This window comes from Alteromonas aestuariivivens (assembly GCF_003367475.1).
Taxonomy (GTDB): Bacteria; Pseudomonadota; Gammaproteobacteria; order Enterobacterales; family Alteromonadaceae; genus Alteromonas; species Alteromonas aestuariivivens.
Genome location: NZ_QRHA01000003.1, coordinates 340,902 through 364,852 on the forward strand (window position 1 = coordinate 340,902; position 23,951 = coordinate 364,852).

At 50.3% G+C, this 23,951-nt stretch carries 23 protein-coding genes and 1 tRNA gene; 12 read left to right on the top strand and 12 right to left on the bottom strand.

Features of this window, described 5'->3' with window-relative positions; genetic code table 11:
* Nucleotides 1-3: 3 nt before the first annotated feature.
* Nucleotides 4-582 carry a replication initiation negative regulator SeqA gene (gene seqA, locus DXV75_RS05920; protein ID WP_115592460.1) on the bottom strand — a complete coding sequence of 193 codons (579 nt, stop codon included), beginning with the start codon at nt 580-582 and terminating at the stop codon, nt 4-6.
* Between the two features lie 301 nt (nt 583-883).
* Between seqA and DXV75_RS05925 the strand changes: the two genes are divergently transcribed.
* From DXV75_RS05925 to DXV75_RS05935, 3 genes are read left to right on the top strand one after another with little or no spacing between them, the layout of a single operon-like run.
* A complete protein-coding gene (locus DXV75_RS05925; protein ID WP_115592461.1) occupies nt 884-1,801 on the top strand; it encodes an AAA family ATPase in 918 nt (305 codons plus the stop codon).
* Nucleotides 1,802-1,810: 9 nt separating this feature from the next.
* A complete protein-coding gene (locus DXV75_RS05930; protein WP_115592462.1) occupies nt 1,811-2,812 on the top strand; it encodes a DUF58 domain-containing protein in 1,002 nt (333 codons plus the stop codon).
* A complete protein-coding gene (locus DXV75_RS05935; RefSeq protein WP_115592463.1) occupies nt 2,809-4,842 on the top strand; it encodes a transglutaminase TgpA family protein in 2,034 nt (677 codons plus the stop codon). The genes DXV75_RS05930 and DXV75_RS05935 overlap by 4 nt, the downstream gene beginning before the upstream one ends.
* Before the next feature lie 130 nt (nt 4,843-4,972).
* Here DXV75_RS05935 and fusA read toward each other — a convergent pair whose 3' ends face one another.
* The 11 genes from fusA to hemA all read right to left on the bottom strand — a co-directional run bounded on the left by fusA (nt 4,973) and on the right by hemA (nt 16,473).
* A complete protein-coding gene (gene fusA / locus DXV75_RS05940; protein WP_115592464.1) occupies nt 4,973-7,060 on the bottom strand; it encodes an elongation factor G in 2,088 nt (695 codons plus the stop codon).
* 156 nt (nt 7,061-7,216) lie between these two features.
* Entirely contained in the window at nt 7,217-8,302 is a 1,086-nt protein-coding gene (gene rlmM / locus DXV75_RS05945) for a 23S rRNA (cytidine(2498)-2'-O)-methyltransferase RlmM (RefSeq protein WP_115592465.1), read from the bottom strand.
* Entirely contained in the window at nt 8,295-8,672 is a 378-nt protein-coding gene (locus tag DXV75_RS05950; RefSeq protein ID WP_115592466.1) for a DUF423 domain-containing protein, read from the bottom strand. The genes rlmM and DXV75_RS05950 overlap by 8 nt, the downstream gene beginning before the upstream one ends.
* Nucleotides 8,669-9,295 carry an alpha/beta family hydrolase gene (locus DXV75_RS05955; RefSeq protein ID WP_115592467.1) on the bottom strand — a complete coding sequence of 209 codons (627 nt, stop codon included), beginning with the start codon at nt 9,293-9,295 and terminating at the stop codon, nt 8,669-8,671. Before DXV75_RS05955 ends, DXV75_RS05950 begins: the two co-directional genes overlap by 4 nt.
* Nucleotides 9,288-10,187, bottom strand: a complete 900-nt coding sequence (locus tag DXV75_RS05960; RefSeq protein ID WP_115592468.1) for a transcriptional regulator GcvA — start codon at nt 10,185-10,187, stop codon at nt 9,288-9,290. Before DXV75_RS05960 ends, DXV75_RS05955 begins: the two co-directional genes overlap by 8 nt.
* Before the next feature lie 175 nt (nt 10,188-10,362).
* On the bottom strand, nt 10,363-11,217 hold the full coding sequence (gene kdsA / locus DXV75_RS05965; protein WP_115592469.1) for a 3-deoxy-8-phosphooctulonate synthase: 855 nt from the start codon (nt 11,215-11,217) through the stop codon (nt 10,363-10,365).
* A gap of 19 nt (nt 11,218-11,236) precedes the next feature.
* Nucleotides 11,237-11,611, bottom strand: coding sequence for a SirB2 family protein (locus tag DXV75_RS05970; RefSeq protein ID WP_115592470.1), 375 nt, complete (start codon nt 11,609-11,611; stop codon nt 11,237-11,239).
* Nucleotides 11,612-11,639: 28 nt separating this feature from the next.
* Nucleotides 11,640-13,190: a DUF3369 domain-containing protein gene (locus DXV75_RS05975; protein ID WP_115592471.1), complete on the bottom strand. Its 1,551-nt coding sequence runs from the start codon at nt 13,188-13,190 to the stop codon at nt 11,640-11,642.
* 53 nt (nt 13,191-13,243) lie between these two features.
* A complete protein-coding gene (gene prmC, locus DXV75_RS05980; protein WP_115592472.1) occupies nt 13,244-14,083 on the bottom strand; it encodes a peptide chain release factor N(5)-glutamine methyltransferase in 840 nt (279 codons plus the stop codon).
* An 11-nt stretch (nt 14,084-14,094) separates the two neighbouring features.
* Complete coding sequence (gene prfA / locus DXV75_RS05985) at nt 14,095-15,180, bottom strand: peptide chain release factor 1 (RefSeq protein WP_115592473.1); 1,086 nt, start codon at nt 15,178-15,180, stop codon at nt 14,095-14,097.
* A 9-nt stretch (nt 15,181-15,189) separates the two neighbouring features.
* The gene (gene hemA, locus DXV75_RS05990; RefSeq protein ID WP_115592508.1) at nt 15,190-16,473 is read right to left on the bottom strand and encodes a glutamyl-tRNA reductase; all 1,284 of its coding nucleotides are present in this window, start codon (nt 16,471-16,473) and stop codon (nt 15,190-15,192) included.
* 113 nt (nt 16,474-16,586) lie between these two features.
* Between hemA and lolB the strand changes: the two genes are divergently transcribed.
* The 9 genes from lolB to DXV75_RS06040 all read left to right on the top strand — a co-directional run bounded on the left by lolB (nt 16,587) and on the right by DXV75_RS06040 (nt 23,707).
* On the top strand, nt 16,587-17,201 hold the full coding sequence (lolB, locus tag DXV75_RS05995) for a lipoprotein insertase outer membrane protein LolB (RefSeq protein WP_181898367.1): 615 nt from the start codon (nt 16,587-16,589) through the stop codon (nt 17,199-17,201).
* On the top strand, nt 17,180-18,064 hold the full coding sequence (gene ispE / locus DXV75_RS06000; protein WP_115592475.1) for a 4-(cytidine 5'-diphospho)-2-C-methyl-D-erythritol kinase: 885 nt from the start codon (nt 17,180-17,182) through the stop codon (nt 18,062-18,064). Before lolB ends, ispE begins: the two co-directional genes overlap by 22 nt.
* A 5-nt stretch (nt 18,065-18,069) precedes the next feature.
* Nucleotides 18,070-18,145, top strand: a tRNA-Gln gene (locus DXV75_RS06005).
* A gap of 31 nt (nt 18,146-18,176) precedes the next feature.
* A complete protein-coding gene (locus DXV75_RS06010) occupies nt 18,177-19,124 on the top strand; it encodes a ribose-phosphate pyrophosphokinase (RefSeq protein WP_115592476.1) in 948 nt (315 codons plus the stop codon).
* A gap of 261 nt (nt 19,125-19,385) precedes the next feature.
* Nucleotides 19,386-19,667: a hypothetical protein gene (locus tag DXV75_RS06015; protein ID WP_147291801.1), complete on the top strand. Its 282-nt coding sequence runs from the start codon at nt 19,386-19,388 to the stop codon at nt 19,665-19,667.
* Nucleotides 19,668-20,433: 766 nt separating this feature from the next.
* Nucleotides 20,434-20,802, top strand: a complete 369-nt coding sequence (locus DXV75_RS06020; RefSeq protein WP_115592478.1) for a hypothetical protein — start codon at nt 20,434-20,436, stop codon at nt 20,800-20,802.
* Between the two features lie 1,392 nt (nt 20,803-22,194).
* Entirely contained in the window at nt 22,195-22,500 is a 306-nt protein-coding gene (locus tag DXV75_RS06030) for a hypothetical protein (protein ID WP_147291802.1), read from the top strand.
* A 168-nt stretch (nt 22,501-22,668) separates the two neighbouring features.
* Nucleotides 22,669-23,361, top strand: a complete 693-nt coding sequence (locus tag DXV75_RS06035; protein ID WP_115592481.1) for a hypothetical protein — start codon at nt 22,669-22,671, stop codon at nt 23,359-23,361.
* A gap of 55 nt (nt 23,362-23,416) precedes the next feature.
* Nucleotides 23,417-23,707, top strand: a complete 291-nt coding sequence (locus tag DXV75_RS06040; protein ID WP_245953132.1) for a low molecular weight protein tyrosine phosphatase family protein — start codon at nt 23,417-23,419, stop codon at nt 23,705-23,707.
* Nucleotides 23,708-23,951: the final 244 nt, after the last annotated feature.

The window sequence follows — 23,951 nt, forward strand, 5'->3', positions numbered from 1 at the left end:
TTATTATCCGTTTGGAGACGTTTCCGGAGCAAAGCGTGCAACGATAGTACGAATTAATGCGTCGTCATACCCCAATACCTGCAAAACCTGCTCCAGCATAGCGACTTTTTTGCCGGTGTTGTTGTTGGTTACCACCCAGTAGGGGCTATTTGGAATTGCTTTAGGGTTGGTGCTGCTACCAGTCTGCAACAACGCTTCCTTACTGGTTGCAAAGTAGATGCGGTTTTTACCTTTGATTTGCGTCACCCTGGAAAACGCATTCGGATCAGCCTCGTGCAGCGAAGAAAGCACAAACAAAAACTGTTCAACCCGCTTGCTGAACGCCGCCAGACTGTGGTCGGTGATCACTTCCAGAAGGTCGGTTTGCGGGCCGGTTACCTCAACAACATTCTCTTCGGGCTGAGGGGCAATATCGGCAACCGGTTCAGCATCGGTCACTTCGTCCTGCTGAACCAGAGATTGAGGCAGCGGCGATTCGGGCATCAGCAACCGGCGTAAAATATCCGACGCGCTTTCGCCGATGTGCTTGGTCTGAGCGGCGATAAAAGCGTACAAATCGTCTTCAATTTCAATTCTTTTCATAACTACTTCCTAATTGGGTTGCACCACTGTGGGCTACCTGGACACACCTGCAGCCTCCTGAACGCTGGGCTGCAACAATCTTATGTGGTCCAAGAATGTACCAGAAAGCCGCCCAACGATGAAGTGTCGCAAAGCATTGGCGATCAATTTCCATCCATGAACAGGAATGAACGTGCAAAAAGATTGCCTGATGCTAAGGTCTTGATTAGGCTAAATGATACTCATGTATCAGCGGTGGGGTTTTGGATTTTTCCACAACTGGTAGTCTGTTTCAGTAAAGAACTGTGGGATACCCCTGACTATGCGTGCAGAATTTCAGCCGGTTGTTAACGCCCTGAGTCAACATATTATTGGCAAGCAGCAGCAAATCAAGCTGGCGCTCACCTGCCTTTTGGCAAATGGCCATTTGCTGATTGAAGATCTCCCCGGGATGGGCAAAACCACCCTGTCTCACTCACTGGCCAGAGCGTTTGGCATGGACTTTTCCCGTATCCAGTTTACTTCCGATTTGCTGCCCTCCGACATGCTGGGCGTCAACATTTACAATACTCAGCAGAATGCCTTTCAGTTCCGCCCTGGCCCGGTGTTCAGCCAGCTGGTACTGGCCGATGAAATCAACCGTGCCAGCCCCAAAACCCAGAGTGCGCTGCTCGAAGCGATGGAAGAACAGCAGGTCAGCATTGACGGTGTCACCCACCCTTTACCGCAACCATTCTTTGTAATTGGCACCCAAAACCCCAGCCATCAGGCCGGAACCTACCCCTTGCCGGAATCGCAACTCGACAGGTTTCTGATGCGCATATCACTGGGGTACCCCAGCTGGGAAGCAGAAAAAGCCATGCTGGAAGCCAGCAGCATCCGGCGTAATCCGGACATCGAAACCTGCGTAGAGACCCAGTCGCTGGTGACCATGCAGGATGCGGTAAACAAAGTGCACTGCAGTGACGCTGTGATCAACTACATTCTGAAACTGGTAGCGCTCAGCCGGGACGACATCGGCTACCCAAACCCCTTGTCGCCCAGAGCCAGCAAAGCACTGATGCAGGCATCAAAGGCTTGGGCGTACCTGCATGACCGCCCCTATGTGGTCCCCGAGGACGTACAGGCCGTATTTGTTTCTGTTGCCGAGCACCGGTTGCGATCGCAGCAGGACGAACGCAACCAGGACAGCATTCTGAGCCGCAGACTGCTTGAAAGCGTTGATCCACTCGCTGCGTAGGCCCGGACATTGAACACCCTGAAAACCCGCTGGCAGCAGCAGTCCCTGCGCTGGCTGGATGACCGCATTCCGGCAAGAACCAAGCATACTTTGAACCTGCGTTCCATTTTCATTTTTCCAAGCAAATTTGGACTCAGCTACCTGCTGATGTGCGGTTGCCTTTTTCTGTTGGGCACCAACTATCAGAACAACCTCATGCTGTTGCTGTGTTATTTTCTGCTCGCTCTGCTGCTGGTTTGCCTGTTCAAAAGTTACCTGAATTTTGCATGCCTGACGTTAACGGTTGATCCTATCCAATCGGTTTTTGCCGGCAATAATGCGGTTCTATCCATTCAAATCCAGGCCGCGAATGTGAGGCCCGGGACATCAGGTGGGCATGACGACAAGTTTCCGCAAGGCCAGTTGCATTTTCGCTGGCTTCGGCAAAAATCAATGTTCAACTGCGATTTGAATCAGGCAGAGCGCTCAATCCGGCTGCCCTACATTACCCAGCGAAGGGGAGTTTACCCACTCCCCAGGGTAACCTGTATCAGCGAATATCCCCTGGGACTCTACCGCTGCTGGACACATCTGGACTTCGACCAGCGGCTTGTGGTCTACCCAGCGCCCGTGCCCTGTGAAATGCAGTTGGAAAGCCGTTCCCAGGAGGCGGGTAAAAACGCAACCTCACAACCAGGGCACGATGATTTCTACTCCCTCCGGCCGTTTGTTCCGGGCGAACCACTAAACCGGGTAGCGTGGAAAAACGTAGCCAAAGGTGCAGACTGGGTCAGTAAATCATTCAGTCAGCAACAATCCTTGGGCGGGTTCCTGCGCCTGAACTTGTCCAGCCGCGATATCGAGAAAGAACTGGGCAAACTGGCCTTTCAGGTGCTGCAGCTGAGTGACAATCAGGTACCCTTTGGGCTGATACTGGGTTCAAAGTGCGTTGAACCCGGCAGCGGAGAGCGCCACAAGCAAACCTGCCTGCTCGCACTGGCCCGGTACGGCACCCTGGAGAGTGCGGTATGAAAGCTGGCCGTCTGCCCATAGCCGGCAACAGAAACAGCCTGATCATCGCACTTGTGTTTGCTGTGCTGAGCATCAGTTTGTATTCGCCCCTGATGCTTTGGGTGTTGCTGCTTGCGCTGTGCGCCGTCACTGTCAGGGTTGCCTTGTACCTGGGTTGGTATCACCATGCTCCCAACCACCGCACTGTCAACCTGCTGGCAATATTGTCCGCCTCCACTTTGGCCTGGTTCAGTTCCGAACTGGGCTTTTTGTTGTCGATGGTAAACCTCCTGGTGATGGCCTGCAGCCTGAAGCTGATGCTGCTTAAAAACCGGCGGGATTTCCTGCAGCTGTTCATTTGTGGGCTGTTTATTCTTGGCTGTGGTTACATATTTACCCAGACCCTGTTCAGCGCCCTTTTCTACCTCGCCGTGCTGGTTGCCCTGTTGATAGCCCAATTTGGGGCTTACGCGCCGCGCATGCCTCTCAAACAGCAACTTCGCCAATTACTGACACTGTGTGTGCAGGCGTCACCGATTGCTCTGGTGCTGTTCATCGTTCTGCCCAAGCTACCACCAATGTGGCAAATGCCTGCGGCAAAATCCGCCGCCACCGGGCTGTCTGAAAAAGTTACACCCGGAGACATCGCCCGCCTCAGTCAGTCATCTGATCTGGTATTCAATGCCACATTCAACAACGCACTGCCCGACATGAAAGACCGCTACTGGCGCGCGCTGACACTGGAGCATTTTGACGGCAAGAGCTGGCAGGTAAGCCCGCTGCGCAAAAACACACGGGAGAAACAACAATGGATGAATATGGAATTTGCCCCTGCCGTGAGTGGCCCGGCCTATCAATACCAGGTTATTGCTGAGCCATCCGGCCAGCGCTGGCTGTATGCGATGGATTTAGCAGTGCCCGGCGATTCAGCCAGCCGTGCGGCCATTTGGCAAAGCAACGACTACCTGCTGATAGCCCACCAGCCTCTGATGAGCAAATGGGCCTATCAGGTAAATTCCTATCCGCATGTGCCGCTCAATCAGGCATCTTTTCCCTTCGACCAGCGTATCAACCTGCAGCTTCCTGACAATGGGAACCCCAAAACCCGCCAGTGGGTGAGCCAGCTCAGACAGCGATACCCAGAGGACGGAGCCCTGCTCAATGCTCTGATGGATCACTTTGCCAATGCCGGATTCCGCTACACGCTTGAGCCTCCGGTAATGCCCATCGACCCGGTAGACACATTCCTGTTTGAGCATAAAAGCGGATTTTGCTCCCATTATGCCAGCGCAATGGCATATGCCCTAAGGCTTGCGGGGATCCCCGCCCGCATGGTCACCGGGTATCATGGCGGCTCCCTGTTAACCGACCAGGTTCTCAGTGTTCACCAGTACGATGCCCATGCCTGGATAGAGGCGCACCTTGGAGACAGTGGCTGGGTTCGTTTTGACCCCACCAGTGTTGTAGCCCCCGCCCGCATCCGGTTCGGGCTTGAACAGGCGATAAACGAGAGCGGAGAGTCGTACACCCGCAACCCGTTTTACGGGTTGAAACAGTTTGCTTTGCTGGCTGAACTGAATCACCTTTTTGCCAATATCGACTACCTTTGGAGCCGGTGGGTGCTGGGTTTCAATGCCAATCGTCAGCAGGATTTGTTCCAGTGGCTGCTCGGTAGCCTGACACCACTTCGGCTTACCTTGCTCTTCCTTGCCGTACTGGCACTGATAGCAGGATTACTGGCACTGTATTTTTTACCCGGCTGGCGCAAGCCCGCACGGCCCAAACACGTTAGGCTGTACCAGCAGGCAGAAGTTTTAGTATCCACCCATACCGGGCAGGCACGCAACAATCAGCCGGTGGGAGCCTACTGTGCCAAAGTTTCCCCACTTTTGCCCGAAACAGCCGCGCAACAGTTTAAAACCTTGTGCAATGCTTTCGAAGTCATTGAGTACAAATCTTCCCCCCCCAACACCTCCGCCTTGCTGGCAATGCGCAGAGCGCAAAAAAAGTTGTTCAGGGCGCTCAAACACTCTCACTCTTCCGTTGCCTGACTAGACTGCTGCAAACAACAGCTAACTTTGCAGAGCGAAGTCAGGAACAGCGATGTCTATCAGCTGAATCACAGCCACAAAAAAGCCCGCCAAATGGCGGGCTTTTATAAGCGTCTTCGCTAGCGAAGGATTACTTGGCAGCTTTACGCGCCTTGGCTTCTTCGATAATTTTTTCTGCAACGTTGTTAGGACATGCAGAGTAGTGGCTGAATTCCATCGAGAACTGGCCACGACCGGAAGTCATGGTACGCAGTTGACCGATGTAACCGAACATTTCAGACAGAGGTACATCTGCCTTGATGCGTACACCAGTTACACCCGCTTCCTGGTCCTTGATCATGCCGCGACGACGGTTGAGGTCACCGATTACATCACCTACGTGATCTTCCGGAGTGAACACGTCCACTTTCATGATCGGCTCAAGCAACTGAGGACCGGCTTTAGGCATGGACTGACGGAAAGCACCTTTTGCAGCGATTTCAAACGCAATCGCAGAGGAGTCAACCGCGTGGAAGCCACCGTCGTACAGTTCAACTTCTACGTCCAGTACCGGGTAACCTGCCAATGGACCTTGATCCATCATGACTTTGAAGCCCTTCTCGATAGCCGGGAAGAATTCCTTAGGAACGTTACCACCAACAACCGTAGACTTGAATGTGAAGCCAGAGTTCACTTCGCCAGGGCGAATGCGGTAATCAATCTTACCGAACTGACCAGAACCACCAGATTGCTTCTTATGCGTGTAGCTGTCTTCGATGGCCTGCGTGATGGTTTCGCGGTAAGCAACCTGAGGCTGACCAACAATCAGTTCAACACCGTAAGTCCGCTTCAGAATGTCAACCTTGATGTCCAGATGCAATTCACCCATACCTTTCAGGATGGTTTCACCGGAATCTTCGTCAGTTTCAACCTGGAACGATGGATCTTCTGCAACCAGTTTACCGATCGCAATACCCATCTTCTCAGTGGCGCCTTTGTCTTTAGGCTTAACCGCAATGGAGATTACCGGCTCAGGGAAGATCATTGGCTCAAGGGTACAAGGGTTGTTCGGATCACACAGGGTGTGACCAGTCTGAACGTTCTTCATACCAACCACTGCCAAAATGTCACCCGCTTGTGCAGAAGACAGTTCGGTACGGTCATTGGCGTGCATTTCCACCATACGGCCAATACGCTCGGTTTTACCCGTCGCGCTGTTCAGGATGGTGTCACCTTTATTCAACTTACCGGAGTAAATACGAATAAAGGTAAGCGCGCCGAAACGGTCGTCCATGATTTTGAACGCCAGTGCGCGGAACGGCTCGTCAACAGATACAGTCGCCACTTTACCAGTCGGCTCACCGGTTTCTTCGTCAGTCAGATCCTGCGGATCAACTTCAGTCGGGCTTGGCAGATAATCAACAACTGCGTCCAGAACCAGCTGAACACCCTTGTTTTTAAATGCAGAACCACAGAAGGTCGGGAAGAACGCCAGGTCACGGGTACCCTTGCGGATACAACGCTTGATGTCTTCGATGGAAGGCTCTTCACCGTCCATGTAAGCCATCATCAGGTCGTCGTCCTGCTCAACGGCAGTCTCGATCAACTGCTCGCGGTACTCAGCGGCTTTTTCAACCAAATCAGCTGGGATATCAACCACTTCGTAGTTTTCTGGCAGACCAGAGTCATCCCATACGTAAGCTTTCTGTTCCAGTACGTCAACCACGCCTTTGAAATCGTCTTCAATACCGATTGGCAGGGTCATTACCAGCGGGTTAGCGCCCAGTACTTTCTTAACCTGACCAACAACGCGGTAAAAATCTGCACCCATACGGTCCAGTTTGTTAACGAAAATCAGACGGGAAACTTCTGACTCGTTTGCATAGCGCCAGTTGGTTTCAGACTGAGGCTCAACACCACCTGAACCACAGAAAACACCGATACCGCCGTCCAGTACTTTCAATGAACGATATACTTCAACGGTGAAGTCAACGTGTCCGGGAGTGTCGATGATGTTCATACGGTGACCTTTCCAGAAACAGGTGGTCGCAGCTGACTGGATTGTAATTCCGCGCTCGGCTTCCTGTTCCATGAAGTCAGTAGTTGACTCACCATCGTGTACTTCACCGGTTTTGTGGATTTTACCGGTGAGCTTCAAAATACGTTCTGTAGTGGTAGTTTTACCCGCGTCTACGTGGGCGAAAATACCAATGTTTCTGTAGAGAGATAAGTCTGACATTAGTTCACTTTCATTGGTTCAGAGTAAAAAAACGGCGGGATTATAAAGGATTTCTGTACCAGATTTATACCTTTTTCCTCGAAAAGTATAAAACTCATTCAGCTCATCCGCGCCAACTGTTCATTTAAACCTTTATAATCAAAGGCTTAATAAATTTCATTCAATTTCTCCCCGGATCACCGAAACCGTCACTTCATCACGATTGTGATACAGATGACGAACTCGCAACGTAAAGGTGGTTTTGAGTTTTTGCAGTCGCTTTTCCAGCTGGGATATTGCCGACTCCACGCATTCATAGCGTTTTTTCATAGGCAGCTTCAAATTAAAGATGGCGTGGTCGGCCCAGTGATTAACCAGCCAGTCACCCATCAGCTTTGCTACCCTGTCGGGTTGCTCGATCATATCACACACCAGCAAATCTACACGACCCATTTGTGGTTTATAGGTGAATCCATCGGCCGCGAAATGCTGTACCTGGCCGGTTGCCATCAAGGCTTCATCAATAAGACCGTTGTCGATGGCTTCCACAAACAGCCCCCTCTGCACCAGCTGATAAGTCCAGCCACCCGGGCAGGCCCCCAGGTCCACGGCCCGCCCACCACTTCGAAATACACGCTCACGCTGGCTCACGTCGAGCATGGTCACAATGGCCTCCTCCAGCTTGAGCGTTGAACGACTGGGCGCAGCGGGTGGAAACTTGAGGCGGCAAATGCCGTTTTCAAACGCGGCCGGAAATTGCGCCAGGCTGTAGCCCAGCTGGCATTGATCGAATCCGGTAAAGAACACGTGCAGGCAGGCCTGGTGAAGATTTTCTTTCTGGCTTATCAGGCCTGGCTTGCGCAGTGCCTGGCGCAGCGGAACAGAAAATTTGCGGCAGAATTTGGCCAGCTCCCGACCTGCGTCGGTATCGGCATGCTCCACCAGTAAGCGCCCGAACGGACCCGACACTTTTACCAGCGACGCCACTGCATCCACAATGGGGGTGATACGATCGGCCTTATCGAGTTCATCCAGCGTTTCACACACCGCCACCAACTGGCGGGGAAATACGGTTGAACTCAAAGGCAACTGCTGCGCAAGTCGCTTGCCATCCGCGCTGTTGTATAAATGATAATGTACATACCCCTGCCCGGCATTAAACTGGGGGTAACCGTACAGGTTGAGCTCACCGGCACGCTGTGCCAGCTCTTTTGCCGTATCCGCCTCATAACCTGTACGGCAATAGGCAAGTAAACTACTCATAAGCTGGCCCCTTGAGTGCAGCAAACAGGAACATGAGCCAGCCCCCAATAAAGCACAACCCTCCCAATGGCGTCACCGGCCCAAATACCCACACATCCAGAGTTGCGAGTAAATACAGGCTGCCACTGAACAGAACTGTTCCCGCCACAAACAGCCAGCCGGCAAGTTCAGCGAAAGGAAGGTGCAACATGCGCCCTAACGTGGGCAACAGCAAAATCGCCAGCGCATGATACATCTGATAACGAACACCTATCTCAAAGGTCTGCAGCGCCGCCGGCTCCAGCCAGGCTTTCAGCCCATGAGCGCCAAATGCCCCGAGTATCACAGCCAGCAATGCGCTTATCACGCCAAACAAGATAAACCCTTTCAACGATGTTGCTCCATAAAATGTACCGCCCTGTCTGCGGCTTCTGCCAAATGCTGTGTATAGTCAAAACCGCTGGCTTTGCGAGGCTTCAGGCTGTGATCGCCATCGGCCAGGAAATGGGTTTCAATGCTGCTGGCAAGGGGGTATTGCTGAACCTCTTCCCGGCGGCCGAAAGTATCCCGCTCGCCCTGCAGAACAAGCAGCGGTTTGCTCAAGGATACAAGATGTTCAGTACGCAGTTTTTCAGGCTTGCCTGGTGGGTGGAAGGGATAGCCCATAACCACAGCGCCTTTTACATCGGCCTGTTCCACCAGCAAGGTCGCTGCCCGCCCGCCCATGGACTTTCCGCCCACAAAAGTCGCCAAAGGCTGACGCTGCGCCATCTCGCTGATGACTTGCTGAAAATGCTCCAGCAGGCGGGGCATTCTGTCAGGAGGGCGACGTTTACCGGTTTCGGCAATGGTCTGCATATAAGGAAAATTAAACCGCACCACTTCAATACCGCGCTCGCCCAGTAAGTCCGCCATTTGCTGCATGAAGGGTGAGTCCATGCCGGCGCCAGCTCCATGAGCGAAAATCAGCCGGGCTAGGGGATTCTGCGCGGGAGTTACAAGGTAATCAGACATCTTCCTGTTCTTCTTCAACCTGGGCCAGGATCCACTGGCGAAAAGCGGCTATTTTACCTAATTCGGCCTGAGATTCATCACACACCACGTAAAAAGCATCACGGCTTTCCACCCGCTCTTCAAACGGCATAATTAAACGCCCGGCATCAATTTCCGGGCGCGCCAGAATGGTATTGCCCAGTGCTATCCCCTGCCCCAGCGCAGCAGCCTGCAATACCAGCATGGAGTGGCTGAATACCGGGCCCTGATTAACATTAACTCCCTGCACATCAACCTGCTTGAGCCAATTTTTCCAGGCCGAACGGCTGAGGTCGTGAAGAAGTACATGGTGACGGAGATCATCCAGGCTGTTTAACGGTTTTGGCCCATTAAACAGGCTGGGAGAACACAGCGGGGTTAGAAATTCACGGTGCAACTGGTCGGCATGCACACCGCTCCAGCGCCCTTTGCCATAGTAAATAGCCACATCTACGTCATCGTCGAGAAAGCCTTCATCAAAATCGACCGCTTTAATGCGAACGTCGATATCCGGTTCTGCGAGGCTGAACTTGCTGATGCGTGGCACCAGCCACTGGCTGGCAAAGCTGGGTGGCATCGCTACAGTAATTGCGCCTTTACTTCCACGGGCCAAAAGCCTGTCTGTGGCCTCCTGCAGGTGTTTGAATATGTCTTTCAGTTCGAGAAAATACGCCTGACCTTCCTCCGTCAGAAGCAGGGTTCGATTTCGCCGGATGAATAATTTCATCGACAAAAACTCTTCCAGCGCTTTAATTTGATGGCTCACAGCAGCCTGCGTGACGTACAACTCATCAGCCGCGCGGGTGAAGCTCAGGTGACGGGCCGCAGCCTCAAAGGCCTTCAGTGCATTAAGGGGCGGCAAACGGCGGTGCATAAGATTTCCGTAGAAAGAATAAAATCACAGGGCATGGCAATCGTTTCTGGGTGGGTATATTCGCTGGTGCTCCAGGAAGATAATGTAGCAGCATTGTCAGCGCTGCTCAGGCATTTCCTGACGCAGGCGCTCTTACAGCCGCCTGCGCTTAGCTTCATAGCCGGTTCCGTGAGGTTTATCCGACACTGGTATCAAGTGGCGCAAAGCTCTTGACCAGTTCATCGAGCGCCTTCATTTGTGCCAGATAGGGCTCCAGTTTCGCCAGTGGCAACGCACAGGGGCCGTCACACATGGCTTCGTCCGGGTTCGGATGGGCTTCAATAAATAACCCCGCCAGACCTAACGCCATACCACTGCGGGCAAGTTGTGCGGCCTGGGCCCGGCGACCGTCGGCTGAAGTCTCGCGCCCTCCGGGCATTTGCAGCGCATGGGTTGCATCAAAAATCACCGGAGCAAACTCTTTCATGATGTCCATGCCCAGCATGTCTACCACCAGATTGTTGTATCCAAAACAGCTGCCACGCTCACACAGGATAACTTTGTCATTGCCGGCTTCGTTAATCTTTTTAAGGATATGGCGCATTTCGTGTGGTGCCAGAAACTGCGGCTTCTTAACATTAATCACCGCGCCGGTTTTGGCCATTTCCACCACCAGGTCAGTCTGGCGAGCCAGAAACGCCGGCAACTGGATAACATCAACGACTTCAGCAACAGGAGCGGCCTGATAGGGCTCATGTACGTCGGTGATAACTGGTACCTTGAAGGTTTGCTTGATTTCGGCAAAGATCTTCAGACCTTCTTCCATGCCCGGCCCACGGAACGACGTAATGGATGAACGGTTGGCCTTGTCAAACGAAGCTTTAAACACGTAGGGGATACCCAGTTTTTGGGTAATTTCCACATAATGCTCCGCAATGCGCATGGCCAGGTCACGAGACTCCAGTACGTTCATACCGCCAAATAAAACAAACGGAAGGTTGTTCGCAACATTGATGTCGCCAATCGAAATGCATTGATTTGCTGTTGTCATAATAGTTCTACACCTAATTTCAGAAAAACAGGGGTTGCTTGGTCACCGCAACGTGCGCAGTCATTGCCAGAAAGGCCAATGCCCCAACAAAACCCAACCACTGAACAGCCGAAGTTCGAGCCCATTTCAGCGCAATCAGCCCCATCAATATGTACGCCAGCACCCCAAACAACTTGAGGGTCAGCCAGCCATTTACAAACGGGTATTGAGAAAGAATAAAACACAGCCACAACGCACTGGCGAGCAGCACCGTGTCAATGATATGGGGAGTAATTTTCAGCCATTTCTTTTGTAAGACCGAAGCGTTAAAGCGGGACCATAAAAAACGCCCCACGAAGAGAAAAATACTCAGTGCCACCGCGCTCAGGTGAATGTGCTTTGCCATCAGATACATATTGTTGTTCTCTTATCGTGTTGTAATTTCAGTTTGTATTCGGAAAGCGACGCTGAATGGCCATCAACCCATCCACATTGCCCAATACATGGCTGACAACGACCGGGTCAAACTGCCGGCCACTTTGCTGTTCAAACAGTTCAAGCACCTTCTCCAGCGGCCAGGCCGCTTTGTAGCTACGCGTGTTGAGTAATGCATCGAATACATCCAATGCCGAAGCCATTCTGCTTTCCAGCGCAATCTGCTCGCCTGAAAGCCCCTGTGGATACCCCGCTCCATCCCAACGCTCATGATGTTGCCTGGCCAGGGTTGCCGCCAGCTGAATAGTGGCGCTATCGGAGCCCTTAAGCATCTCATAGCCAAATTCTGCATGCCGCCGAATAGCAAATTTCTCTTCTTCGCTCAACACCTTATCGCTGTTCAGCAAACTGGCAGGTATACGGGAGTTGCCCACATCGTGCAAGGGCATCGCCAGTTTCAGGGTGGCAACTTCCGCCTCAGGCAGCCCCATACTGCGCGCCAGAATCTCTGCCATCGCCACCATTCGGGTGATATGGCGGCTGCCCGGTAACTCCTGTTCAACCGCGTTGCCAAGGCGCTCAATAACGTCCTGTTGCGCCCGCTGTGTGTCTTCACTCACCATTATGTTGTCAAATGCCAACTGAACGTTCTGCGCAAAACGCCGGATTAGCCGTTTGTCCGTTTCGCTGACCCGACGAGGCAAGCCTGAGAGGTACAGCAACGAACCACTGCGGGTTTTGCTGTGGCAATAGGCAACCACATGGTCTTCTGCATACACAATTGACTTCTCCCTGAGCGCCTGCTGACAAAGCTCGTATTCATGCTCGTTTACAGCCTCCTTGAGCAACATGCCTTCCTTTTCTGCGTATTCACCGTTGCCGGCAAATACGTAAAGTTCTCTGGGATTGTGCTGGGATATGGGATTGGGAGCCACCACAGCGGTGGTAATATAGGCCACATCCCGCGAGCACCCCAGTATTGATGCCATCTGCTGAATAATGCCTTGCATAAAGGTTTCCAGCGATCGTGAGGAAAACAGATTGGCGGAAGCGTCGATAATTTTCTCAAGCCCGGCGCGGCTTTCCTCAATCACAATAATGTCACGGTAGGAGCGCAATGCGGCGATGATAACGGTAAACAGCTTCTGTGCAGTAAGTTCCGTTTTGCTTTTGTAGTCGTTGATGTCGTAATTGATGATAACGTCTTTTTCCGGTGCCTGGCCTGGCTGCCCGGTACGCAGAATAATGCGGGTAAAATGATTGTCGAGTTCGTTGCGAATAAACTGGGCCACCTGCAGGCCGGCATCGTCCGATTCCATTACCACGTCCAGCAGCACCACGGCGATATCATCATGTTCGCGAAACCGCTTTTTGGCTTCTTTTCCACTGTAAGCACTAATGAACTCGAGGGTTTTGCCATTCAGCATGAAGTCACTGAGGGCCAGTTTGGTGACCGCGTGAACTTCCGGTTCATCATCAACAATGAGCACCTTCCATTGGCCGAGATCCTCGCGAGGCTCTTCTTCAACGTCTTCGGCAAACAGCAAATCGTCGTTCATGCGGAATCATCCTGGTTTTACGGCTTGCACAAAGCATAGTACTGAATGGTGAATTATACGCAACTTTTCAGGCACCCCAAGGTGACTCTGTCAAGGCCGTTAAGGTCTTGGCGTGTCTCAATTTTTTCAAATCCGCCTTGGGCTAATTCAGCTCTGATGGCGGCCCCCTGTGCATACCCGTGCTCGATCAACAACCACCCTCGGGGTTTGAGGAAAGCCACCGCCTGACTGACGATGTGCCGGATATCATCCATACCATCTTTACCGGATGTCAATGCCGAAGCAGGTTCAAACCGCACATCACCCTGACTGAGATACTCAGAGCCGGATTCAACATACGGAGGATTGGATACCAGCAGATCAAACTTAAGGCCCTCCAGCGCAGAAAACCAGTGACTGTGCAAAAACCGGGCGTTGCTGATGCCGTTCAGCCGGGCATTTAGCATGGCCAGTTGCACCGCCTCTTCCACCACGTCGACACCAATCAGGTTACAATCCGGCCGCTCGCTGGCAATAGCCAGGGCAATTGCACCGGTACCGGTGCCCAAATCACAGATATCCGCACCAGTAGGCAGGTTCAGCGCAAGAGCAAGTTCAACCAGTAATTCGGTTTCCGGGCGCGGAATTAACGTGGCAGTGCTGACCTTGAGATTGAGCGACCAAAAACCCTGGGTTCCGGTAATGTAGGCCACTGGCTCTCCGGCCAACCGCCGCTCGACGTTTTTCTGAAAGCACTCAAGCTGAGCGGCGCTAAGGATTTTATCCGGCCAGGTAAACAGGTAGGTTTGCGACTGCTCCAACACAGATGCCAGCATTATCCGCGCGTCGACCTGGGGTGACTCGCCGCCGGATAACTGATCACAGGCCCAGGCCAGAGCCTGATCGATGCGCATGAGATAGCCGCTTATTCGTCGGCCAGAGAGGCCAGCAGATCGGCCTGGTGCTCCTGACGGATCGGCGCCAGCAGTGCATCCAGATCACCTTCCACCACCTCATCGAGACGATACAGCGTCAGGTTGATGCGGTGATCGGTCACCCGGCCCTGCGGGAAATTGTAAGTACGAATACGCTCTGAGCGATCACCACTTCCCACCAGGCTGCGGCGCGTGGATGCTTCTTCCGCAGCACGTTTTTCTTCTTCAATCTGATTAAGACGGGCCTGCAGCACCGACATCGCCTTGGCCCGGTTTTTATGTTGTGAACGCTCATCCTGGCATTCCACTACAATGCCGGAAGGCAAGTGAGTGATTCGAATGGCAGAGTCGGTTTTGTTGACGTGCTGACCACCGGCACCGGAAGCCCGGAAAGTATCAATGCGCAATTCCGAAGGGTTAATTTCAATTGCCTCTGACTCAGGAATTTCCGGCAATACCGCAACCGTACAGGCCGACGTGTGAATACGCCCTTGTGATTCCGTTGCCGGAACCCGCTGCACTCGGTGACCACCAGATTCAAATTTGAGTACTCCGTACACGCCATCGCCAGTTACATTGGCTATCACTTCCTTGAAACCGCCATGCTCACCTTCGTTACTGCTTACCACCTCTACTCGCCAGCCCTGTGTTTCGGCGTAGCGGCTGTACATGCGGAACAGATCACCGGCAAATATCGCCGCCTCGTCACCGCCGGCACCAGCACGGATCTCCAGAAAGCAGTTGTGATCGTCATTGGGGTCTTTGGGTAACAGCAACACCTGCAACTCGCCTTCCAAACGCTCCAGTTCCGACTTGGCCTGCTTCATCTCTTCCTGCGCCATTTCACGCATTTCGGCATCATCCTCGTTGAGCATTTCCTGTGCGGAAGCCAAATCTTCCTGAGCCTGCCGATAGGCATGAAAGCCCTTAACCACCTCTTCAAGCTGGCTGTATTCTTTGGACAGATTGCGGAATTTTTCCTGGTTGCCTATTACCTCAGGATCGCCCAGCAGCGCCTGCACTTCATCAAAGCGCTCGACCAGGTTTTCCAGTTTTGCGAGGACCGACTCTTTCATATTTACGTTTTAACCTTCATTTTTATCACTGTCCGGATCCGTATCCAGTTCCAGTGCCTGCCCTAACCAGTGAGTGAGAGCGTTGTTATTTTGTGCCGCCGCTTCCCTGAGGGCGCGGGTTGTACCGTGCATAAGGGTATTACTGAGCTTATACGCCAGTTCCTGAACCACTTCGTGGGAGGCTTTACCATCCTGAATTTGCTGTAGTGCACGCTCAACCAGTTCATCGCGCTGGCGAGTTCCCCGCTGACGAAACTGGCGTACCAAATCTATTGACTGCCTGGATTGTTTCCACGTTAGGTAGGCTTCCACCTGGCTGCTGATGATGGATTCCGCTTCAACGGCGGCCTGCTCCCGGGAGGCCATATTCTGCTGCACTATGTGCTGTAAATCATCCACTGTATACAGGTAGGCGTCGCCCAGTTCGTTGACCTGAGCTTCAATGTCGCGGGGAACGGCCAAATCCACCAGAAACATGGGGGCGTTGCGCCGCTGCCTGAGGGCATCCTCAACCATACCTTTACCTATCAACGGCAGCTGGCTGGCGGTAGAACTGATAACGATATCGAAATCTTTGAGGTGCTCAGGCAGTTGGGACAATGTCATCACGTCCGCCCCCAGAGTGCCGGCCAGTGCTTCCGCACGAGCAACGGTACGATTGGCTACCGCCAGCCGCTCCACCCCCTGTTCTTTCAGGTGCTGGGCCACCAGTTCAATGGTTTCCCCGGCTCCTACCAAAAGTACCGAACGCTTGGGTAACGCAGAAAAAATGTGCTTAGCCAGTTGCACCGCGGCGTAGGCTACTGAGACAGCATTAGCGCCAATTTCGGTTTCACTGCGTACCCGCTTGGCAACAGAAAACGTCTGCTGAAACAGCTTTTCAAAATCTGAGCTGACCATGCCGGAATTTTTGGCGTTATTGTACGCCTGCTTTATCTGGCCAAGGATTTGCGGTTCACCCAGTATCAGCGAGTCCAGCCCACTGGCAACCCGCATAATGTGGCGTACCGCCTCGCCCTGCTCAAACGCATAGCTATTATTGATGATGGCCTGCTGGTCCAGCTGGTGGTAGTCGGCAAGCCAGTTCAGTAATTCTGCCGGACCCTGCGACTGGGAACTGTTGACGTAAATTTCCGTACGATTACAGGTGGACACGATCACCGACTCCTCCACACCGTCTAACTGCTGCAGCGAAGCCAGCGCCGACACCAGGGAATCCGGCGTAAAGGCGACTTTCTCTCGCAGTGCGACAGGCGCAGTTTTGTGGTTGATTCCGAGGGCGATCAGGGTCATTAACATTCAAGCAGGCTTTGTAGGAGCGGCATTGTACGAAAAAGCCAAAATGATTGAAAGTGTTGCCGAATCTGTGTTCCCATATGGGCCATACAGAATTGGTGAGTAAGCTAATGCGGTTCCGACCTTCGTGCGCACTGCTGCTGGTGATTTTATTGGCAGGTGGTTGCGCAACCCAGCCAATCCGCCCACAGGCACCAGTAGACCTGCCGGAACAAATTGCGCAGCTGAGCCAGATTAACCAATGGCAAGTGCAGGGTAAAATGGCCATCCGCGATCAGAATGAAGCGGTTAGCGCCAATTTAAACTGGCAGGTAGACAACAGCGACTTTCATTTTCGACTGACCAATTTCCTCGGTGTAACCCTGGTTGACATGACCAATCAGGACGGCGTTGCAACGCTGGAAGCGGACGATGAGGTCTATCAGGAAAGCGACCCGAGTTGGCTGGTTTATCAGGTTACTGGCTGGCACATCCCGCTTTCGCCGCTGCTGATGTGGGTAAAAGGCGTGCCACTGGCAACTGACCAGTACACCCTGAATGAAAGCGGCTTACTGGCAAGCCTGACACCTGGCTGCAACCGGTGCGGTGCATGGCAAATAACCTATGATGATTACCGGGAAACCGGCGGTTACTGGCTGCCCCACGCCATTACCCTGACACAACCCCTTCAACCAACCAATTTTATAAAAATACGCATTCGTACATGGACTCTTCAAACCATTTAAAAGCAGCCGCCTGGTGGCCAAGCCCGGCTAAACTTAATTTGTTTCTGCATATTCTTGGCCGCTACCCTAACGGGTATCATCAACTGCAAAGCCTGTTTCAGATGCTGGATTTTGGCGATCGCCTGGCTTTTAGCGTCAATGACACCGGTTTAATAACCCTATCGCCCTCCATTGAAGGGGTGGCCGACGACGATAACCTGATAGTGCGGGCAGCCCGATTGCTACAGACCAAAGCCAAGGTAACACAGGGTGTGCACATTCAGCTCGACAAACAGTTGTTTATGGGCGGAGGCATAGGTGGCGGCTCTTCGAATGCTGCCACCACCCTGGTGGCACTCAATCACCTGTGGCAGTGTAATTTAAGTGAAGAGGTGCTGGCTGCATTGGGGCTGAGCTTAGGTGCCGATGTGCCCATATTCGTGCACGGCAAAACCGCATTTGCCGGCGGAGTAGGTGAACATATAGACGCTACCGAGTTGCCTGAACAATGGTACCTGGTAGTAAACCCGGGAGTTCATATCAGTACGGCGGAAATTTTCGGTGCGCCTGAATTACCCCGCAGTACCCCGCCAATGAATTGGCAGGATTACTGCTTTGAGCAAACCCGCAACGATTGCCAGCAAATTGCATGTAAACGCTATCCCGAAGTTGCAAAATTATTACAGTGGTTGCTACACTACGCACCGTCGCGAATGACGGGCACCGGTGCGTGTGTATTTGCCACTTTTGCCGACCAAAAACTAGCCTTAGAGGTGCAGGCTAAATTGCCTTGCAACTGGAGCAGTTTTGTTGCCAAAGGGGTGAACCTGTCACCTTTAAAACAAAAACTCTATGAAGTGAACGCTGCTCGGGACATGAACTAAACTATTGGGGTATAGCCAAGTTGGTAAGGCAGCGGGTTTTGATCCCGCCATTCGTTGGTTCGAGTCCAGCTACCCCAGCCACTCCCATTATCATCGCACTGAGGAAACACTTGTGCCAGATATGAAGATCTTTGCAGGTAACGCCGTACCGGAACTTGCCCAGAAAGTCGCCGATCGCCTTTATACCCGTTTGGGTAACGCCAGCGTAGGCCGGTTCAGCGACGGAGAGATTTGCGTCGAAATTCATGAAAACGTCCGTGGATCGGACGTTTTTATTATCCAGTCTACCTGCGCGCCTACCAACGACAACCTTATGGAACTGATAGTGATGATCGATGCCCTGCGTCGAGCTTCCGCCGGACGCATCACCGCAGTAATTCCATACTTCGGCTATGCTCGCCAGGACCGCCGGGTGCGCTCAGCCCGGGTGCCCATCACCGCTAAAGTTATTGCAGACTTTTTGTCCAACGTTGGGGTTGACCGGGTGCTCACCATTGACCTGCACGCCGAACAGATCCAGGGCTTCTTCGATGTACCGGTAGACAATGCTTTCGGTACACCCATTCTGCTGGCCGATATGATGCAACGTGAATTTGTGGCTCCTGTGGTGGTATCCCCGGACATTGGTGGTGTGGTGCGTGCCCGCGCTACAGCCAAATTGCTCAACGACGCCGACCTCGCCATCATCGACAAACGCCGCCCCAAAGCTAACGTGGCCCAGGTAATGAACATTATTGGTGATGTGGAAGATCGCGACTGTATTATTGTTGATGACATGATCGACACCGGCGGTACGCTGGCCAAAGCCGCTGAAGCGCTGAAAAGCCACGGTGCGCGCAAGGTATACGCCTATGCCACTCACGCTATATTCTCAGGCAATGCACCAAACAATCTGCGTGACTCGCTAATTGACGAAATCATTGTTACCGACAGTATTCCGCTGAGCAAAGAAATGCAGGGCATCGAAAAGGTCAAGCAACTGACCCTTTCAGAGATGCTGGCAGAAACTATTCGCCGTATCAGTAACGAAGAATCCATTTCAGCGATGTTCGAATACTAAACAACACTTTAGGGCACCTCAGTTGTGTGGTGCCCGGTTTCCCTTCTCTCCATCTCCCAGAAGTTTTCTCGATTCGGCACTATAATTCAGAGTTGGCGCAACTAGCCGAGATATCTTCCGTATAACCTAACCGCAATTTTGCAATAAAGGGCAAGTTGGATGATCCGCATAATTATATTTTTCTGCTCAGTTATTCAGTTTTCCTGCGCCAGCGCTACAATCCGCCCCGATGCAAATACAAACTCCGGTAGTACAATTTCAATGCAAATTTCCGATTCTCAAACCCAGGCTGAAACGTTAACCGGCACCATAGTTTACAAAACTATGGAAGGTGGGTTTTATGCGTTTGAAGCCGAAAATGGTAAACATTACACCCTTCAGGGCCTGGACAATTCGTATCGCCGAAACGGATTAAAAGTAATGATAACCGGCATGGCTTTGCCCGACGTAATGACTTTCACGCAATACGGGACCGTATTTAAGATAACCAGTATTGAGGTGCTGGACGACTCCCAGGTCACCCCGCCGCCCAGCGATTACTGAACTCTGACCGAGACCCTAAGTCAAAAGACTCAACATTCGTTTGCTTATTACCAACAAGTATAAAATTAACGCTTTGTAAAACGATTCACCTTATGCTGTAACCCTCTGATTAAAAAGGGTCTTATTAGTACCGGATTAGTCAACCACTTCGACCTTTTTGTCACAAAAAAACATTAGTTGCCCCTTGGCTTAACAGGTTGATATAGTGGGGCAAAACTTCGGAATTAAGGGCAATGCGGACTTACAAAATTATACCAATACGACGCCGTACTTTTGCCCCGCTTTTAAATCTATTAAGTTGTTAGTTGCTTAAGCAAGGATTGCATTTGAATTCGAAAAAAGTTGAATTAGGCGGTCGAGAGTATTCCTTAATCGTATGCTCTATATTGATAGCTTTCCCTAGTATTGGTTGCCTATTTGGTTTGTTTTGGCTTCTATTCGGCGGTAACTTTGCTTACGAAGGTTGGTACTTCATAGCTTTTTCAGTGTATTTTGGGGCTTTGTTTTTACCAGTTGCTGTTTACTTTTATTTATGGCCAAAGCCTTATATTAATAATCGATTACGACTAATTTGCTCAATTCCATTTATCGTTATGCTTTTGTCTAGTCTCCTATATATCTGGAATATGGCATTTGCGTAAAACAGCAACTAACAAGTTGCCTAAGTTCGCCGCAAAAAGCGCGGCTGGGACAACTACTCACTGGGCTTTGCCCAACAACGTTCGCATTTGCCCCTTGGCAAAGCGTTATATTCACAAGGACGATTTTGAATTTTTCGGTTGAAACTATTTTTGGCACATACTCAGGTTCGATTAATCTACAAAATGATATTGTGGAGGTCATTGATGTTTATTCCCAGAAATCAATGCAACTAACTATCGCCCATTTTGAAGGCCCAAACCCTAGCCAAGATTTGGTAGACGGTTTTGGTGTGGGAGCCCGCGGCATTCATATTGAAGTATGTAAACTCATTGAGTCAATTGAAAAGCAAAAGGATGGTAAATTTGGATTTATTCAGTCATTTTTAAATTCAGATATAATTCGACGCTTGAATAGCTTTTTTGCAGAACACCAGTTTCTTATGTTTTTTCTAACAGTGGTAGGGTTAGTCCTAGGTTTTATCGGACTAATGTGAATATAACAAACCAAGTAAGCGGGACAATTACACGCAGGCTCCCGTCACTTCGTTCCGTATTATAGCCTGCGTGTAATTGCCCCTTCTTGGGGTGTTAGTTGCTTAAGCAAGGATTGCATTTGAATTCGAAAAAAGTTGAATTAGGCGGTCGAGAGTATTCCTTAATCGTATGCTCTATATTGATAGCTTTCCCTAGTATTGGTTGCCTATTTGGTTTGTTTTGGCTTCTATTCGGCGGTAACTTTGCTTACGAAGGTTGGTACTTCATAGCTTTTTCAGTGTATTTTGGGGCTTTGTTTTTACCAGTTGCTGTTTACTTTTATTTATGGCCAAAGCCTTATATTAATAATCGATTACGACTAATTTGCTCAATTCCATTTATCGTTATGCTTTTGTCTAGTCTCCTATATATCTGGAATATGGCATTTGCGTAAAACAGCAACTAACAAGTTGCCTAAGTTCGCCGCAAAAAGCGCGGCTGGGACAACTACTCACTGGGCTTTGCCCAACAACGTTCGCATTTGCCCCTTGGCAAAGCGTTATGTGACAGGAGGTTTTTTTGATAAAAAAGGGATTTAATTGGTTTCTGAGCAGGCTTCCTTTTTATTCACTATTCTTTATCTTTCCAGTACTGGGGATGATGAACTGTCAGGGATGGAATGAAGGCAGCATGACATCTGAATCATGTCTGGTAAACACGTCATTTCTACAGGCATATGCAGATTTTTATTATGCACTAGTGCTATTTTCTTCTTTTATGCTGTTAATACCGCTGGTAATTTACATAGTCATCGCGATTTGGCTCTCAGAAATCTTAGGCCGCAAACTAGCTGATAACTAATGTCACATAACAAAAAAATTATGTCGCCCGCAAGCGGGCTGGGACACAAACACGCAGGCGGCTTCGCCATTATCGCCTGCCTGTTTGTGCCCCATATTTAGAAGTTATGCGCTTTAGGTTTTAAAGAGAGAAAACATGGAAAATGCAATAGCTACAATTCAGGAAAACGTGTTCGTAATTTGTTTAATTGCGCTCTGTTCTACAGTGATTGGGTACGTATTTGTTGGTAAGTTATCCAGATCTATGGGTATGTCACGATCTACCAGTATACTAATCAGCAAGCTATGCACCGTTGTACTTATATTCTTTGTTTCAACTGTTTACGTTCAAAGCCGGTAGTATTCAGCAATGTCAGCACATAACAATGCGCTGTTGTCGTTCCCTTCGGTCACTGGGACGCAAACATGTGGGCGCTTCGCGATTATCGCCCACATGTCTGCGCCCCAAAGCTAAGCGTTATGTGCCTTTCAGATAATTAGCTAATGAAGATTTTTTCGAAATATCACAATTTTTTCTCCTACTTAAATAATTTAACTTTGGTTATTGTAGTTGTGATAGCAATAGCTTCTCTCAAAGACCTAGATAGCATTACAATTTACAAGGTCGTTAAAGCGTTTCTTTATTGTTTTTGTGGCTTGATTGCATTGTGCCTTTTAATAGCATTGCCATATGACTTAGCTCTTTCACGCAGAGATAAACAAATGTGTAAGCGAATAAAAATAGACTATAACGAAATGTTTTTATCATTGGCTCCCAAGCAAAAACAGACGATCCGAAAAAGGTTCAAAAAGTTGGCTCAAAGCCATGATGAATCAACTATAGATTGGTTAAACTTTGAAGAAAAAGATGGCACATAACAAACCGCTGTAGTCGGTCGCAAGCTCCCTGGGACAAATACATGCAGGCTCCAGTCGCTTCGCTCCTAATTTTAGCCTGCATGTATTTGCCCCTAAGCGGGGCGTTAGCTACTTAAAACTATGCCAATAGAAAGAATCGGAAAATATCTAGAAACAGCAGACTTGGGAATGACTCATTCCTTGGGAATTGAGACAAACCAAATGGAGAACTGCATAAATGAGATTCAAGATAGAAGAATTCTTGGTGTTTTCGGGTGCCCAGTGTTTGGCTTCAAACAAGAAGACTTAGATTTTCTGAGCGAAATACCATTCATTAAACAGGTTTGGTTCTGGGAGATCGGTCTTAAAGATATAGGTGGGCTATATTCCCTACAAGATTTGACCTACTTTGGCATACATGAAAAGCGGCCCGCTATCGACTTCTCTAAATTCCCTAAGCTTGAAAAGGCTGTTTGGCACCCTATCCGCAAAGATAGTGGCCTTGGAGATCTAGATTCTCTTCAGGGGCTTGATGTTTGGAGATTCAAACCAAAAGATAAAACCTATGAAAGTATTGAGCTGCCAAAAAAACTGAAACAACTTGATCTTAACTGGTGTAATCCTATTTCACTTAACGGCATGCCCGTTCTGTCAGAGCTAGAGGAACTACAAATTCACTACTGTAGAAATCTTGAGTCTATCGAATCGATATTCGATTTTGCGCCGAATCTAAAGAAGCTAGTAATTACGCGCTGTGCAAACCTCAAAGGTTTCGAAGTTGTTTCAAATCATGATTGGGAGCACATGTATATAGAGGTCAAAGGTAAAACCGTAGCTAACAAGTCAAAGCACTCGGACGGCGTAAACGCCGCCGGTGTTTGAAGCGTTATGTACTTAAGGGAATATGAACCTTTTATTCGTTTGTTCAGAAAATAGATTGCGTAGTCCTACAGCCGAAGAAGTATTCTCTGAATATGACGGTGTTAACGCTATCGGATGCGGCACCAACCTGGATGCTGAGACGCCATTGTCTGGCGATCTCATCGAATGGGCTGATGTTATTTTTGTCATGGAAAAGTCCCACAAAAATAAAGTATCGAAAAAATATAAAGAACTACTACAAGGCAAAAAATTGGCCTGCTTGGATATACCTGACAATTATGATCGTATGCAGCCAGAGCTGGTTCGGCTGCTTAAAAATAAGGTGCCAAGGTATATTAGGTTGTAATCGGCACGTACATAACAAACCGCTGTAGTCGGTCGCAAGCTCTCTGGGACAATAACACGTGGGCTCAGTCGCTTCGCTCCAAATTTTAGCCCACGTGTTATTGCCCCTAAGCGGGGCGTTATGTTGCAATGGAATGTATATGAATTATTTGTTTTTAAGTGTTTCAGTTTTTATCGGGTGTGTGATTTGCTGGCCTCTATTTAGATTCATGTATAAAGCAGTAACTCAAAATGCTCCTGAATTT

What these genes read in the sequence shown, in the direction of transcription:
- DXV75_RS05925 (WP_115592461.1), top strand. Translation starts at nt 884, where the DNA reads ATGCGTGCAGAATTTCAGCCGGTTGTTAACGCCCTGAGTCAACATATT.
- seqA (WP_115592460.1), bottom strand. Translation starts at nt 582, where the DNA reads ATGAAAAGAATTGAAATTGAAGACGATTTGTACGCTTTTATCGCCGCT.
- DXV75_RS06035 (WP_115592481.1), top strand. Translation starts at nt 22,669, where the DNA reads ATGACTCATTCCTTGGGAATTGAGACAAACCAAATGGAGAACTGCATA.
- DXV75_RS06015 (WP_147291801.1), top strand. Translation starts at nt 19,386, where the DNA reads ATGCAAATTTCCGATTCTCAAACCCAGGCTGAAACGTTAACCGGCACC.
- fusA (WP_115592464.1), bottom strand. Translation starts at nt 7,060, where the DNA reads ATGTCAGACTTATCTCTCTACAGAAACATTGGTATTTTCGCCCACGTA.
- DXV75_RS05970 (WP_115592470.1), bottom strand. Translation starts at nt 11,611, where the DNA reads ATGTATCTGATGGCAAAGCACATTCACCTGAGCGCGGTGGCACTGAGT.
- lolB (WP_181898367.1), top strand. Translation starts at nt 16,587, where the DNA reads ATGCGGTTCCGACCTTCGTGCGCACTGCTGCTGGTGATTTTATTGGCA.
- hemA (WP_115592508.1), bottom strand. Translation starts at nt 16,473, where the DNA reads ATGACCCTGATCGCCCTCGGAATCAACCACAAAACTGCGCCTGTCGCA.
- DXV75_RS05955 (WP_115592467.1), bottom strand. Translation starts at nt 9,295, where the DNA reads ATGTCTGATTACCTTGTAACTCCCGCGCAGAATCCCCTAGCCCGGCTG.
- ispE (WP_115592475.1), top strand. Translation starts at nt 17,180, where the DNA reads ATGGACTCTTCAAACCATTTAAAAGCAGCCGCCTGGTGGCCAAGCCCG.
- DXV75_RS05975 (WP_115592471.1), bottom strand. Translation starts at nt 13,190, where the DNA reads ATGAACGACGATTTGCTGTTTGCCGAAGACGTTGAAGAAGAGCCTCGC.
- prfA (WP_115592473.1), bottom strand. Translation starts at nt 15,180, where the DNA reads ATGAAAGAGTCGGTCCTCGCAAAACTGGAAAACCTGGTCGAGCGCTTT.
- DXV75_RS05960 (WP_115592468.1), bottom strand. Translation starts at nt 10,187, where the DNA reads ATGCACCGCCGTTTGCCGCCCCTTAATGCACTGAAGGCCTTTGAGGCT.
- rlmM (WP_115592465.1), bottom strand. Translation starts at nt 8,302, where the DNA reads ATGAGTAGTTTACTTGCCTATTGCCGTACAGGTTATGAGGCGGATACG.
- DXV75_RS05935 (WP_115592463.1), top strand. Translation starts at nt 2,809, where the DNA reads ATGAAAGCTGGCCGTCTGCCCATAGCCGGCAACAGAAACAGCCTGATC.
- kdsA (WP_115592469.1), bottom strand. Translation starts at nt 11,217, where the DNA reads ATGACAACAGCAAATCAATGCATTTCGATTGGCGACATCAATGTTGCG.
- prmC (WP_115592472.1), bottom strand. Translation starts at nt 14,083, where the DNA reads ATGCGCATCGATCAGGCTCTGGCCTGGGCCTGTGATCAGTTATCCGGC.